The sequence below is a fragment of the Enterobacter sp. MG-EB028 genome, assembly GCF_056673305.1.
The window spans coordinates 1,357,837-1,371,176 of sequence record NZ_CP195079.1 but is presented as its reverse complement, the minus strand read 5'-3'; the positions used below and the strand labels follow the sequence as shown (position 1 = coordinate 1,371,176).

Genomic DNA, 13,340 nt, shown 5'->3' with positions numbered 1-13,340 from the left:
TATGACACCAGGCGGACAAGCTCAAATCGGTAATGTCGATCTCGTTAAACAACTTAACAGTGCGGCGGTTTATCGCCTGATTGACCAACATGGTCCAATCTCGCGGATCCAGATAGCCGAACAAAGCCAGCTTGCTCCCGCCAGCGTGACAAAAATCACCCGCCAGCTCATTGAGCGCGGTTTGATCAAAGAAGTCGATCAGCAGGCCTCCACCGGGGGCCGCCGCGCCATCTCCATTATTACCGAAACCCGCAACTTTCAGGCCATTGGCGTCCGGCTTGGTCGTCATGACACCACGCTCACGCTCTACGATCTGAGCAGCAAAGCCATTGCCGAAGAACACTACCCGCTGCCCGAACGCACACAGGAGACGCTGGAACACGCGCTGCTGAATACCATCGCGCACTTTATTGAAAGCTGTCAGCGCAAGATCCGCGAACTCATCGCCATCTCCGTCATTTTGCCGGGCCTCGTCGACCCGGAAAGCGGTGTGATCCGTTACATGCCGCATATTCAGGTTGAGAACTGGGCGCTGGTCGACGCGCTGGAAAAACGCTTTAAGGTGACCTGCTTTGTCGGCCATGATATTCGATCTTTAGCGCTGGCTGAGCACTACTTTGGTGCGAGTCAGGACTGCGAAGACTCTATTCTGGTGCGCGTACACCGCGGTACGGGCGCTGGCATTATCTCCAATGGACGTATATTTATTGGTCGCAACGGTAACGTTGGCGAGATCGGCCACATTCAGGTTGAGCCGCTCGGCGAACGCTGCCACTGTGGCAACTTCGGCTGCCTTGAAACCATCGCCGCCAACACGGCCATCGAGCAGCGCGTTCGCCACCTGCTTGAGCAGGGTTATCAAAGCCGCGTCACGCTGGACGATTGCAAGATAGGCACCATCTGCAAAGCCGCCAATAAAGGCGACGCCCTGGCCTGTGAGGTGATCGAGCAGGTAGGTCGCCATCTGGGGAAAACCATCGCTATCGCCATTAACCTGTTTAACCCACAGAAAGTGGTGATCGCCGGAGAGATTGTTGAAGCGGAAAAGGTGCTGCTGCCCGCCATCGAAGGCTGTATTAACACCCAGGCGCTGAAAGCATTCCGCCAGAATCTTCCGGTGGTTCGTTCGAAGCTTGACCATCGCTCGGCGATTGGCGCATTTGCGCTGGTCAAGCGCGCCATGCTCAACGGGATCCTGCTCCAGCATTTGCTGGAATCCTGATCGGACCTTATAGTAACGCCTTCTTTTTTTGATGTCGGAATGTCCATGACCATTAAGAATGTAATTTGTGATATCGACGGCGTGCTGATGCACGACAACGTTGCCGTGCCGGGTGCTGCGGAGTTTCTGCACCGCATCATCGACAAAGGAATGCCACTGGTTCTGCTCACGAACTACCCTTCCCAAACCGGTCAGGATCTGGCGAACCGTTTTGCCACCGCAGGCGTCGACGTGCCGGACAGCGTGTTTTATACCTCGGCAATGGCCACGGCGGATTTTCTGAAGCGTCAGGAAGGGAAAAAAGCTTACGTAGTGGGTGAAGGCGCGCTGATCCACGAACTGTATAAAGCAGGCTTTACCATTACCGATGTGAACCCGGACTTTGTGATTGTCGGCGAAACACGCTCCTTTAACTGGGAGATGATGCATAAAGCTGCCTACTTTGTCGCCAGCGGCGCACGCTTTATCGCCACCAACCCGGACACGCACGGGCGTGGTTTTTATCCTGCCTGCGGCGCGCTGTGCGCCGGTATCGAAAAAATCTCCGGTCGTCAGCCGTTTGTGGTCGGAAAACCGAGCCCGTGGATCATTCGTGCCGCGCTGAACAAAATGCAGGCCCACTCTGAAGAAACGGTCATCGTCGGCGACAATCTGCGCACCGATATCCTGGCCGGTTTCCAGGCGGGTCTGGAAACTATCTTAGTGCTTTCCGGCGTCTCGCAGATTGATGACATTGACTCAATGCCGTTCAGGCCAAGCTGGATTTACCCCTCCGTCGACGAAATCGACATTATCTGATACTGAACCACGCCTCAGGGCGTGGTTTTTCATTTTCAGCCATACAAACAAAACCCTATCTAACAAAAAGCGTGTTTTATTGCATAATCATCAATAAAAGGATGAGTGACGTACTCTTTTTTCACTATTCCACAATCACTATTGCACTATTTCCGTTTTAGCCCGTAAAACCCTTGCGCCCCTTCCCCCTTTGCGGCATTTTCATAAGCAAGCAACATCACAATGCAACAGGGTTAACGGAGAAGGTTATGTGTTCAATTTTTGGCGTACTGGATATTAAAACTGACGCGGGCGAACTGCGTAAAAAGGCACTCGAACTGTCCCGCCTGATGCGCCATCGCGGACCGGACTGGTCAGGCGTATACGCCAGCGATAAAGCGATTCTGGCTCACGAACGTCTGTCTATTGTTGACGTCAACGCCGGTGCACAGCCGCTGTATAACGAGAAAAAAACGCACGCGCTGGCTGTCAACGGTGAAATCTATAACCATCAGGCGCTGCGCGCCGAGTACGGCGACCGCTACGCGTTCCAGACAGGGTCTGACTGTGAAGTGATCCTGGCGCTGTATCAGGAGAAAGGTCCCGAGTTTCTCGACGATCTGCAGGGCATGTTTGCCTTCGCCCTGTACGACAGCGAAAAAGACGCCTGGCTGATTGGCCGCGACCACATCGGTATTATCCCGCTGTACATGGGCCACGATGAACACGGCAACTTCTATGTCGCGTCCGAAATGAAAGCCCTGGTTCCGGTTTGCCGCACTATTAAAGAGTTCCCGGCTGGCAGCTATCTTTGGAGTAAAGACGGTGAAATCCGTCCGTACTATCAGCGCGACTGGTTCGATTATGACGCGGTTAAAGACAACGTGACGGATAAAGCCGAGCTGCGTCAGGCGCTGGAAGATTCCGTGAAAAGCCACCTGATGTCAGACGTGCCTTACGGCGTACTGCTTTCCGGCGGTCTGGACTCCTCCGTGATCTCCGCGATTACCAAGAAATTCGCTGCTCGTCGCGTGGAAGATCAGGAGCGCTCCGAAGCCTGGTGGCCGCAGCTGCACTCCTTCGCGGTGGGTCTGGAAGGGGCACCCGACCTGAAAGCCGCGCAGGAAGTGGCAAACCATCTCGGCACCGTGCACCATGAAATTCACTTCACCGTGCAGGAAGGTCTGGATGCAATCCGCGATGTGATCTATCACATTGAGACCTATGACGTGACCACTATTCGCGCCTCCACGCCGATGTACCTGATGTCGCGTAAGATCAAAGCGATGGGCATCAAGATGGTGCTCTCCGGTGAAGGTTCTGATGAAGTGTTTGGCGGCTATCTGTACTTCCACAAAGCGCCAAACGCCAAAGAGCTGCATGAAGAGACCGTGCGTAAGCTGCAGGCGCTGCACATGTTCGACTGTGCGCGAGCCAACAAAGCGATGTCGGCCTGGGGTGTGGAAGCGCGCGTGCCGTTCCTGGATAAAAAATTCCTCGACGTGGCGATGCGCATCAACCCAGAGGACAAGATGTGCGGCAACGGCAAGATGGAAAAACATATTCTGCGTGAATGCTTTGAATCCTACCTGCCGGCGAGCGTGGCCTGGCGTCAGAAAGAGCAGTTCTCTGATGGCGTTGGCTACAGCTGGATCGACACCCTGAAAGAGGTGGCGGCAAAACAGATTTCTGACCAGCAACTGGAAACCGCAAGCTTCCGCTTCCCGTACAACACGCCGGGCTCGAAAGAGGCGTACCTGTACCGTGAGATCTTTGAAGAGCTGTTCCCGGTTCCGAGCGCTGCCGAATGTGTTCCTGGCGGTCCGTCCGTGGCCTGTTCATCCGCAAAAGCCATTGAATGGGATGAATCTTTTAAGGCGATGAACGATCCATCAGGACGCGCGGTTGGCGTTCACCAGTCCGCCTATAAATAATCACAACGATTTCAAACAGGCCCTCAGGGGCCTGTTTTTTTTGCCTCACATTTCACCACCGAAAACCGATTAATAACCAATAATTGCCGAATATTCGGCCACGCTGTTCGCAACCTAACCAAACAGTCACATTCCGGCTATTTTCGTTGAAAAAGGTGTTGACGCTGCAAGGGTCTATACGCATAATGCGCCCCGCAACGCCGATAAGGTAACGCGAAAAAAAGATGGCTACGTAGCTCAGTTGGTTAGAGCACATCACTCATAATGATGGGGTCACAGGTTCGAATCCCGTCGTAGCCACCATCTTTTTGCGGGAGTGGCGAAATTGGTAGACGCACCAGATTTAGGTTCTGGCGCCGCAAGGTGTGCGAGTTCAAGTCTCGCCTCCCGCACCATTCCCGGGTAAGCGTTGCACGGATGGGGTATCGCCAAGCGGTAAGGCACCGGTTTTTGATACCGGCATTCCCTGGTTCGAATCCAGGTACCCCAGCCATATTTCTTCGATTTTGCGGTTCTCCGCGGTATTGGGGTATCGCCAAGCGGTAAGGCACCGGTTTTTGATACCGGCATTCCCTGGTTCGAATCCAGGTACCCCAGCCATCGAAGACTGCAGTACTGGCTACGTAGCTCAGTTGGTTAGAGCACATCACTCATAATGATGGGGTCACAGGTTCGAATCCCGTCGTAGCCACCAAATTAAGATTATCGATTTGTTTCGGTAATAAAAAATTGTTGGGGTATCGCCAAGCGGTAAGGCACCGGATTCTGATTCCGGCATTCCGAGGTTCGAATCCTCGTACCCCAGCCAATTTAAAAAGTCGTTAAGCCGTATGTTTAACGCAATTGGGGTGTCGCCAAGCGGTAAGGCTCTGGTTTCTGATACCAGCATTCCGGGGTTCGAATCCCTGCACCCCAGCCACTCAAAACAAATAAGCCCGCTCTGCGGGCTTTTTTGTTTTTGTTGCTCAGAATTGTGCGGCCTGATGCCCTCACCCTGGCCCTCTCCCACTGGGAGAGGGAATAATGATTAGAGTCCTAAGGCGTATTTCAGCGCCTGACGCTTCAGACCACCGGCACGCTCTGCTGCCATCAATCCGATGTTACGCAGAATGCGCACCGGAGCTACGTCATTGCTGAACCCGGCATAGAACAGATCCATCCCCGACTGCATGATGAAGTTATCCGCCATACGGCGCGTCTGGTAGCGCTTGAGTACCTGATGGCTGGCCCATGCCTCCGCATGACCGCGCGCATTGCTTAAAACATCCAGCAAGGCGTCGACGTCACGGTATCCAAGGTTGACTCCCTGCCCCGCCAGCGGGTGAATGGTGTGTGCCGCATCGCCCACCAGCGCCAGCCCTTCACGGGCATACTGTAACGCGTGGCGCCGCGTGAGCGGAAATGCCCCTGCGGCGACCGGCGTCACGTTGCCCAAACGGCTCGGGAAGTGAAGCAAGATCTCGCGCTGCAGCTGCTCCATCGACAGCCCCTGCAGCTGGCGAATGCGCGCCGGCTTGTCGTACCAGACCAGCGACGCCCAGTTATCATACAGCGGTAAAAACGCGTGCGGACCGTTCGGAGTAAAGTGCTGCCAGGTGCTTTCGCCCGGCGCATTTTCGCACTGAACGGTAATCAGCATACAGGACTGCTGGTACTGCCAGGCATGAACGCCGATGCCCGCCATCTCCCTGACCTGCGAGTTAGCGCCATCGGCCCCGACGACCAGCTTCACTGCCAGCTCATCGCCGCTGTCGAGGATCAGTAGATAGCCACTCTCGTGAGGATGCAGTGCCTTAAGTGACGCAGGCATACGCAGCGTCACCTTCGGATGTGCCTCCAGCGCCTGCCAGAGCGCCAGCTGGAGCACGTTGTTTTCCACCATATAGCCCAGGCGCGGCAACTTCAGCTCAGCGGCGTCAAACGACACGTGAGCATTTTCCCACTCCCAGGTTTCAAGGCGGCTGTAAGGATGCGCACGCATCGCCAGCACCGCCTCCCAGACGCTCAGGCCGCGCAGCAGATCGACGGACGACGCGCTGATGGCGGAAATGCGCACGTCCGGTTTGCTGGCGGGATCGAATGCCGGCGGTGCCGACTGCTCAATTACCGTTACCTCAAATCCCTGCTGCGCCAGCCCCAGCGCCAGCGCGCCGCCGACCATACCGCCGCCGACAACGGCAACTTCGGTGTGTTGGAGTGTCATGGTCATTTTTCCTTCTTGGAGAATCCCTTAAGTTTACCGGATTTTTGCGGTCATGAGACACATAACCGTCACACTGGTCACAACCCCACCAAAGCATTACAATACGCGGCTTGCAATCCTGAGCTGAGCAAGTCGATGACTAAAAAACTCCATATAAAAACCTGGGGCTGTCAGATGAACGAATACGATTCATCCAAGATGGCCGATCTGCTGGATACCACCCACGGATACCAGCTGACTGAAAATGCGAAAGAAGCCGATGTGCTGCTGCTGAACACCTGTTCAATTCGTGAAAAAGCACAGGAAAAAGTCTTTCATGTGTTAGGCCGCTGGAAGCTTCTGAAACGGAAAAATCCGGACCTGATCATCGGCGTGGGTGGCTGCGTCGCGTCGCAGGAAGGTAAGCTGATCCGCCAGAGAGCCCCGTATGTGGATATCGTCTTTGGCCCTCAGACCCTGCACCGCCTGCCTGAGATGATCAATCAGGTTCGCGGTAACCGCAGCCCGGTTGTTGACGTCAGCTTCCCGGAGATCGAAAAATTCGACCGCCTGCCAGAGCCGCGCGCCGATGGCCCGACCGCTTTTGTCTCCATCATGGAAGGCTGCAACAAATACTGTACCTACTGCGTGGTGCCTTACACCCGTGGTGAAGAGGTCAGCCGCCCGGCAGATGACATTCTGTTTGAAATCGCGCAGCTTGCCGCGCAGGGCGTCCGTGAAGTGAACCTGCTGGGCCAGAACGTTAACGCCTGGCGTGGGGAAAACTACGACGGCACCATCGGCAGCTTTGCCGAACTGCTGCGCCTGGTGGCCGCGATTGACGGTATCGACCGAATTCGCTTTACCACCAGCCATCCGATGGAGTTTACCGACGACATCATTGACGTATATCGCGATACGCCAGAGCTGGTGAGCTTCCTGCACCTGCCGATTCAGTGCGGCTCTGACCGCGTTCTGAACCTGATGGGCCGCCCGCATACGGTGCTGGAGTACAAATCCACCATCCGCAAGCTGCGTGAAGCGCGTCCGGATATCCAGATCAGCTCCGACTTCATCGTTGGCTTCCCTGGCGAAACCGCTGATGACTTCGAGCGCACCATGAAGCTCATCGGTGAAGTAAACTTTGACGTCAGCTACAGCTTCATCTTCTCAGCGCGTCCTGGAACACCCGCGGCCGACATGGTTGACGATGTGCCGGAAGAAGAGAAAAAGCAGCGTCTGTATATTCTGCAGGAGCGCATCAACCAGCAGGCAAACGCCTGGAGCCGCCGTATGCTCGGCACCGTCCAGCGCATTCTGGTGGAAGGCACCTCCCGCAAGAGCATTATGGAGCTGTCCGGTCGTACCGAAAACAACCGCGTGGTGAACTTTGAAGGCACCCCGGATATGATCGGTAAATTCGTGGACGTCGAGATTGTCGAGGTGCTGACCAACTCGCTGCGCGCGAAGGTGGTACGCACCGAGGACGAAATGGGCCTGCGTATCGCAGAGTCACCGGAATCCGTGATCTCGCGTACCCGCAAAGAAAACGATTCTGGCGTTGGGATTTACCAGCCATAATCCTTCAGGCCTGCCGCTTTGGCAGGCCTTGTATTTCCTCTCATCGCCCCCAATATCTTCCGCAACGCTTGCGCCTTTATTCTGTGGCGTGAATAATTTCGGTAATGACCGTTTTATTGCGCCGTGTGGCAGCGGGTCAGTTAACCAATCAAAGAGGAACAGTTTGAACATAGATACGCGTGAAATTAGCCTTGAGCCCGCAGACAACGCTCGCCTGCTGAGCCTGTGCGGGCCGTTTGATGACAACATCAAACAACTGGAACGACGTCTGGGTATCGAAATCAATCGTCGCGATAACCATTTCAAACTCACCGGACGCCCTATCTGCGTCAACGCGGCTGCGGATATTCTGCGCAGCCTGTATGTCGATACCGCCCCAATGCGCGGCGAGATTCAGGACATCGAACCGGAACAAATTCACCTCGCCATTAAAGAGGCGCGAGTGCTTGAGCAAAGCGCAGAAAGCGTGCCGGACTACGGCAAGGCGATCAACATTAAGACCAAGCGTGGCGTCATCAAGCCGCGCACGCCAAACCAGGCGCAGTACATCGCTAATATTCTTGACCATGACATCACCTTCGGCGTGGGTCCGGCGGGTACGGGTAAAACCTATCTGGCGGTTGCCGCGGCGGTCGATGCACTGGAACGCCAGGAGATCCGTCGCATCCTGCTGACCCGCCCTGCCGTGGAAGCGGGTGAAAAACTGGGCTTCCTGCCTGGCGATCTGAGCCAGAAGGTCGACCCGTACCTGCGCCCGCTGTATGACGCGCTGTTCGAAATGCTCGGCTTTGAGAAGGTTGAGAAGCTGATTGAGCGTAACGTTATCGAAGTGGCTCCGCTCGCCTACATGCGCGGTCGTACGCTGAACGATGCGTTCATCATTCTTGATGAAAGCCAGAACACCACCATCGAACAGATGAAGATGTTCCTGACGCGTATTGGTTTTAACTCGAAAGCGGTCATTACCGGTGACGTCACCCAGATCGACCTGCCTCGCAGCACCAAGTCCGGCCTGCGCCACGCCATTGAGGTGCTGTCAGAGGTAGACGAAATCAGCTTTAACTTCTTCCACAGTGAAGACGTGGTACGCCACCCGGTGGTCGCGCGCATCGTTAACGCCTATGAAGCCTGGGAAGAGGCGGATCAAAAACGCAGGGCCGAACAGGCCGCGGAACGTAAGCGCGAAGCGCAGGAGCAAGAACAGAAATGAGTCAGGTGATCCTCGATTTACAGCTGGCCTGTGAAGACAATTCTGGCATGCCAGAAGAGGCACAGTTTCAGAAATGGCTGGATGCCGTTATTCCTCAGTTTCAGGAAGAATCAGAAGTCACGATTCGCCTGGTGGATGAAGCGGAAAGCCACGAGCTTAACCTGACCTATCGCGGGAAAGATAAGCCGACCAACGTGCTCTCTTTCCCGTTCGAAGCGCCGCCGGGCATCGAGATGCCACTGCTTGGTGATTTGATCATCTGCCGTCAGGTAGTGGAACAGGAAGCCAAAGAGCAGCAGAAACCGCTGGAAGCCCACTGGGCGCATATGGTGGTACACGGCAGCCTGCACCTGTTGGGCTACGATCATATTGAAGATGACGAAGCGGAAGAGATGGAGTCCCTTGAGACAGAGATAATGCTTGCTCTGGGCTATGAGGATCCGTACATTGCCGAGAAAGAATAGTCAGTTACTGACTACCATGCCGCCGCGCAGGGACATAGCGCGGTGGTTAACGTTGAACTAATAAGAGAACCCTTAACAAACGCCATGAGCGACGACAATTCACACAGTAGCGACACGACAACCAGTAAAAAGGGATTTTTCTCCCTCATTCTGAACCAGCTTTTCCACGGCGAGCCGAAAAACCGTGATGAACTGCTGGAGCTGATTCGTGATTCCGGGCAGAACGACCTTATCGACGAAGATACGCGCGAAATGCTCGAAGGGGTTATGGACATCGCTGACCAGCGCGTCCGCGACATCATGATCCCCCGCTCGCAGATGATCACCCTGAAACGTAACCAGCCCCTGGACGAGTGCCTCGATGTGATCATCGAATCCGCCCACTCGCGTTTCCCGGTCATCAGCGAAGATAAAGATCACATCGAAGGGATTTTGATGGCGAAAGATCTGCTGCCGTTTATGCGCAGCGATGCCGAAGCCTTCAGCATGGAAAAAGTGTTACGCCAGGCCGTGGTTGTGCCGGAAAGTAAACGTGTGGATCGGATGCTGAAAGAGTTTCGCTCTCAGCGTTACCACATGGCGATTGTTATTGATGAATTCGGCGGCGTCTCAGGTCTTGTCACGATCGAGGATATTCTTGAGCTGATCGTGGGTGAAATCGAAGACGAGTACGACGAAGAAGAGGATATCGACTTCCGTCAGCTCAGCCGCCACACCTGGACCGTGCGCGCGCTGGCCTCGATTGAAGACTTTAACGACGCCTTCGGTACCCACTTCAGCGATGAAGAGGTCGATACCATTGGCGGACTGGTGATGCAGGCCTTTGGCCATCTTCCGGCGCGCGGTGAGACCGTTGACATCGACGGTTACCAGTTCAAAGTAGCAATGGCCGACAGCCGACGTATTATACAGGTTCACGTCAGAACGCCGGACGATTCACCGGTGCCAAAACTGGAAGATTAATGTAAATGGCATTTGCCCCATTGCTTGAACGCCAGCGCGTCCGTTTGCTGCTGGCGCTGTTGCTCGGAGCCAGCGGTACGCTGGCTTTTTCTCCTTACGATATCTGGCCCGCGGCCATTCTCTCCCTGATGGGACTTCAGGGCCTGACCCTGAACCGTCGTCCGGTACAGGCCGCCGCCATTGGCTACTTCTGGGGGCTGGGGCTGTTTGGTTCCGGCATTAACTGGGTCTACGTCAGTATCGCCCAGTTTGGCGGGATGCCGGGCCCGGTTAACGTCTTCCTGGTCGTACTGCTCGCTGCTTATCTCTCGCTGTACACCGGTCTGTTCGCCGGTATCCTTTCTCGCCTGTGGCCTAAAACCACCTGGCTGCGCGTCGCCATTGCCGCGCCGGTAGTCTGGCAGATTACCGAGTTCCTGCGTGGCTGGGTGCTGACCGGTTTCCCGTGGCTACAGTTCGGCTACAGCCAAATTGACGGCCCGCTGAAAGGTCTGGCGCCGGTAATGGGCGTTGAAGCCATTAACTTCCTGCTGATGGTGGTGAGCGGCCTGCTGGTCCTGGCGCTGGTCCAGCGCTGCTGGAAACCGCTGGCTGTGGCGCTGGTGCTGTTCGCCCTGCCCTTCCCGCTGCGCTATATCCAGTGGTTCACGCCTGAGCCTGAGCGCACCATGCAGGTTTCCATGGTGCAGGGGAATATCCCGCAGTCCATGAAGTGGGACGAAAAAGAGCTGCTGAACACCCTGAAGATCTACGCCAACGCCACCGAAGAGGTGATGGGTAAATCGCAGCTGATTATCTGGCCAGAGTCTGCCATTCCCGATCTGGAAATCAACCAGCAGCCGTTCCTGAACATGATGAACGACCTGCTGGTAGCGCGCGGCAGCACGCTGATTACCGGCATTGTCGATGCGCGGCTGAATCAGCAGAACCGCTACGACACCTACAACACTATCATTACGCTTGGGAAAGATAGCGAGTACAGCTATCACTCTACTGACCGGTACAACAAGAACCACCTGGTGCCGTTTGGTGAATTTGTCCCGCTGGAGTCGATTTTGCGCCCGCTGGCACCGTTCTTTGACCTGCCGATGTCCTCCTTCAGCCGCGGCCCGTACGTTCAGCCCCAGCTGCATGCGCACGGTCTGGCTCTTACGGCGGCCATCTGCTACGAAATCATCCTCGGCGAGCAGGTGCGGGATAACTTCCGTCCGGATACCGACTATCTGCTGACCATCTCCAACGATGCCTGGTTTGGTAAATCTATCGGCCCGTGGCAGCACTTCCAGATGGCGCGCATGCGTTCCCTGGAGCTGGCGCGTCCGCTGCTGCGCAGCACCAACAACGGCATCACCGCCGTGATTGGTCCGCAGGGTGAAATCCAGGCCATGATCCCGCAGTTTACCCGTGAGGTGCTGACCACTAACGTCACGCCAACCACGGGACTTACGCCGTACGCCCGCACCGGCAACTGGCCGCTGTGGATTTTGACCGCGCTGTTCGGCTTTGGCGCCGTGCTGATGAGCCTGCGTCAGCGTCGTAAGTAATCTCACCCCTCACCCTGGCCCTCTCCCCATAGGGGAGAGGGAACTGTTCTCTGCACATTTTCACTATCCAGCTCCGCCTTTTCCCCTCTCCCTTCCAGGGTGAGGGTGGAATTCAAATCTGGCACGCCTATTGCTTTATTTATTCACGCAAACGCAGTTTGGCTTAACGTGTAACCTTGTCGCACCAGCGTAGATCATCGGTAGCACCGAAACGGTGCAACGGGAGATTATTGCCTCTGAATGGTGCGGCGCGCTTCGCAAAAATAAACAATAACGCAGCAAAATCTTTACATTAAGCCAGACTAAATGTTAACAAGCTTGCATAACACTGCACTCGCATCGCGCGAGATATAACAACATCACAATGGGTATCAATGCGTCACTGGCGCTGATAAGAAAGGAGTTGGGTATGCAATTACGTAAACTGGCCACAGCAATGCTGGTTATGGGAATGTCCGCAGGCGTGGTTCACGCTGAAGACGCTCCGGCAGCAGGCAGCACTCTCGACAAGATTGCCAAAAACGGCGTCATCGTGGTCGGCCACCGTGAATCTTCCGTCCCGTTCTCTTACTACGACAACACGCAAAAAGTCGTGGGCTATTCACAGGATTACTCCAACGCCATCGTTGAAGCTGTGAAGAAAAAGCTGAACAAACCTGATCTGCAGGTGAAGCTGATCCCAATCACTTCACAGAACCGTATTCCACTGCTGCAAAACGGCACCTTTGACTTCGAGTGTGGCTCTACCACCAACAACCTCGAACGCCAGAAGCAGGCGGCCTTCTCTGACACCATCTTTGTCGTGGGTACCCGTCTGCTGACCAAAAAAGGCGGAGCGATCAAAGATTTTGCTGACCTGAAAGGCAAAGCGGTCGTTGTGACCTCCGGTACCACTTCTGAAGTCCTGCTGCACAAGCTGAACGACGAGAAGAAAATGGACATGCGCATCATCAGCGCGAAAGACCATGGCGACTCTTTCCGTACCCTGGAAAGCGGCCGTGCCGTCGCGTTTATGATGGATGACGCCCTGCTGGCGGGCGAACGTGCGAAGGCGAAGAAACCAGACAACTGGGATATCGTCGGTACCGCGCAGTCCAAAGAAGCCTACGGCTGTATGCTGCGTAAAGACGATCCGCAGTTCAAAAAGCTGATCGATGACACCATCGCTCAGGTTCAGACCTCCGGCGAAGCGGAAAAATGGTTCGACAAGTGGTTCAAGAACCCGATTCCACCAAAAAACCTGAACATGAATTTTGAACTCTCTGACGACATGAAAGCGCTGTTCAAATCTCCAAATGACAAGGCTCTTAACTAATTAGAACAACAGGGGCGGGATCTCCTGCCCTCTCGATTGTCGGGAAGCATGGACAGACTATACGTTGAGTGGTCGTTCCCCACTCAGCGCGAAAAATGAGCTTCTCACCAATCTTCGAGGGTAGCGCTGCTACCCTCTTTTTTCTGGA

Annotated in this window: 10 protein-coding genes and 7 tRNA genes; 16 read left to right on the top strand and 1 reads right to left on the bottom strand. The window is 55.1% G+C overall.

Annotated elements, in window-relative coordinates:
- Position 1: 1 nt before the first annotated feature.
- The 10 genes from nagC (at position 2) to ACR42C_RS06420 (ending at position 4,852) form a co-directional block, all read left to right on the top strand.
- Complete coding sequence (nagC, locus tag ACR42C_RS06465; protein ID WP_028012354.1) at positions 2-1,222, top strand: DNA-binding transcriptional regulator NagC; 1,221 nt, start codon at positions 2-4, stop codon at positions 1,220-1,222.
- 45 nt (positions 1,223-1,267) lie between these two features.
- Positions 1,268-2,020, top strand: a complete 753-nt coding sequence (gene nagD, locus ACR42C_RS06460) for a ribonucleotide monophosphatase NagD (RefSeq protein WP_116343890.1) — start codon at positions 1,268-1,270, stop codon at positions 2,018-2,020.
- A 248-nt stretch (positions 2,021-2,268) separates the two neighbouring features.
- Positions 2,269-3,933: an asparagine synthase B gene (gene asnB, locus ACR42C_RS06455; RefSeq protein WP_116343889.1), complete on the top strand. Its 1,665-nt coding sequence runs from the start codon at positions 2,269-2,271 to the stop codon at positions 3,931-3,933.
- A gap of 226 nt (positions 3,934-4,159) precedes the next feature.
- Positions 4,160-4,236 (top strand) — tRNA-Met (locus ACR42C_RS06450).
- A gap of 7 nt (positions 4,237-4,243) precedes the next feature.
- A tRNA-Leu gene (locus ACR42C_RS06445) sits at positions 4,244-4,328 on the top strand.
- Between the two features lie 23 nt (positions 4,329-4,351).
- Positions 4,352-4,426 (top strand) — tRNA-Gln (locus ACR42C_RS06440).
- A gap of 32 nt (positions 4,427-4,458) precedes the next feature.
- Positions 4,459-4,533 (top strand) — tRNA-Gln (locus ACR42C_RS06435).
- 17 nt (positions 4,534-4,550) lie between these two features.
- Positions 4,551-4,627 (top strand) — tRNA-Met (locus tag ACR42C_RS06430).
- Positions 4,628-4,666: 39 nt separating this feature from the next.
- Positions 4,667-4,741: transfer RNA gene (locus ACR42C_RS06425), tRNA-Gln, on the top strand.
- A 36-nt stretch (positions 4,742-4,777) separates the two neighbouring features.
- Positions 4,778-4,852, top strand: a tRNA-Gln gene (locus ACR42C_RS06420).
- A 108-nt stretch (positions 4,853-4,960) separates the two neighbouring features.
- On the opposite strand, the gene ubiF is transcribed toward ACR42C_RS06420, so the two are convergent.
- On the bottom strand, positions 4,961-6,136 hold the full coding sequence (gene ubiF / locus ACR42C_RS06415; protein ID WP_316380492.1) for a 3-demethoxyubiquinol 3-hydroxylase: 1,176 nt from the start codon (positions 6,134-6,136) through the stop codon (positions 4,961-4,963).
- Positions 6,137-6,271: 135 nt separating this feature from the next.
- On the opposite strand from ubiF, the gene miaB reads away from it, so the two are divergent.
- The 6 genes from miaB (at position 6,272) to ACR42C_RS06385 (ending at position 13,192) form a co-directional block, all read left to right on the top strand.
- Positions 6,272-7,696, top strand: coding sequence for a tRNA (N6-isopentenyl adenosine(37)-C2)-methylthiotransferase MiaB (gene miaB / locus ACR42C_RS06410; RefSeq protein WP_116341175.1), 1,425 nt, complete (start codon positions 6,272-6,274; stop codon positions 7,694-7,696).
- A 163-nt stretch (positions 7,697-7,859) separates the two neighbouring features.
- Positions 7,860-8,906 carry a PhoH family protein gene (locus ACR42C_RS06405; protein WP_028012349.1) on the top strand — a complete coding sequence of 349 codons (1,047 nt, stop codon included), beginning with the start codon at positions 7,860-7,862 and terminating at the stop codon, positions 8,904-8,906.
- Entirely contained in the window at positions 8,903-9,370 is a 468-nt protein-coding gene (ybeY, locus tag ACR42C_RS06400) for an rRNA maturation RNase YbeY (protein ID WP_003858677.1), read from the top strand. Before ACR42C_RS06405 ends, ybeY begins: the two co-directional genes overlap by 4 nt.
- 84 nt (positions 9,371-9,454) lie before the next feature.
- On the top strand, positions 9,455-10,333 hold the full coding sequence (corC, locus tag ACR42C_RS06395) for a CNNM family magnesium/cobalt transport protein CorC (RefSeq protein ID WP_221702642.1): 879 nt from the start codon (positions 9,455-9,457) through the stop codon (positions 10,331-10,333).
- 5 nt (positions 10,334-10,338) lie between these two features.
- Complete coding sequence (lnt, locus tag ACR42C_RS06390; protein ID WP_316380493.1) at positions 10,339-11,877, top strand: apolipoprotein N-acyltransferase; 1,539 nt, start codon at positions 10,339-10,341, stop codon at positions 11,875-11,877.
- Positions 11,878-12,286: 409 nt separating this feature from the next.
- Positions 12,287-13,192: an amino acid ABC transporter substrate-binding protein gene (locus ACR42C_RS06385; protein WP_014831086.1), complete on the top strand. Its 906-nt coding sequence runs from the start codon at positions 12,287-12,289 to the stop codon at positions 13,190-13,192.
- Positions 13,193-13,340 lie beyond the last annotated feature (148 nt).

Excerpts from the sequence above, each read along its gene's own strand:
- nagC (WP_028012354.1), top strand. The coding sequence starts at position 2 with ATGACACCAGGCGGACAAGCTCAAATCGGTAATGTCGATCTCGTTAAA.
- nagD (WP_116343890.1), top strand. The coding sequence starts at position 1,268 with ATGACCATTAAGAATGTAATTTGTGATATCGACGGCGTGCTGATGCAC.
- asnB (WP_116343889.1), top strand. The coding sequence starts at position 2,269 with ATGTGTTCAATTTTTGGCGTACTGGATATTAAAACTGACGCGGGCGAA.
- ubiF (WP_316380492.1), bottom strand. The coding sequence starts at position 6,136 with ATGACACTCCAACACACCGAAGTTGCCGTTGTCGGCGGCGGTATGGTC.
- miaB (WP_116341175.1), top strand. The coding sequence starts at position 6,272 with ATGACTAAAAAACTCCATATAAAAACCTGGGGCTGTCAGATGAACGAA.
- ybeY (WP_003858677.1), top strand. The coding sequence starts at position 8,903 with ATGAGTCAGGTGATCCTCGATTTACAGCTGGCCTGTGAAGACAATTCT.
- corC (WP_221702642.1), top strand. The coding sequence starts at position 9,455 with ATGAGCGACGACAATTCACACAGTAGCGACACGACAACCAGTAAAAAG.
- lnt (WP_316380493.1), top strand. The coding sequence starts at position 10,339 with ATGGCATTTGCCCCATTGCTTGAACGCCAGCGCGTCCGTTTGCTGCTG.
- ACR42C_RS06385 (WP_014831086.1), top strand. The coding sequence starts at position 12,287 with ATGCAATTACGTAAACTGGCCACAGCAATGCTGGTTATGGGAATGTCC.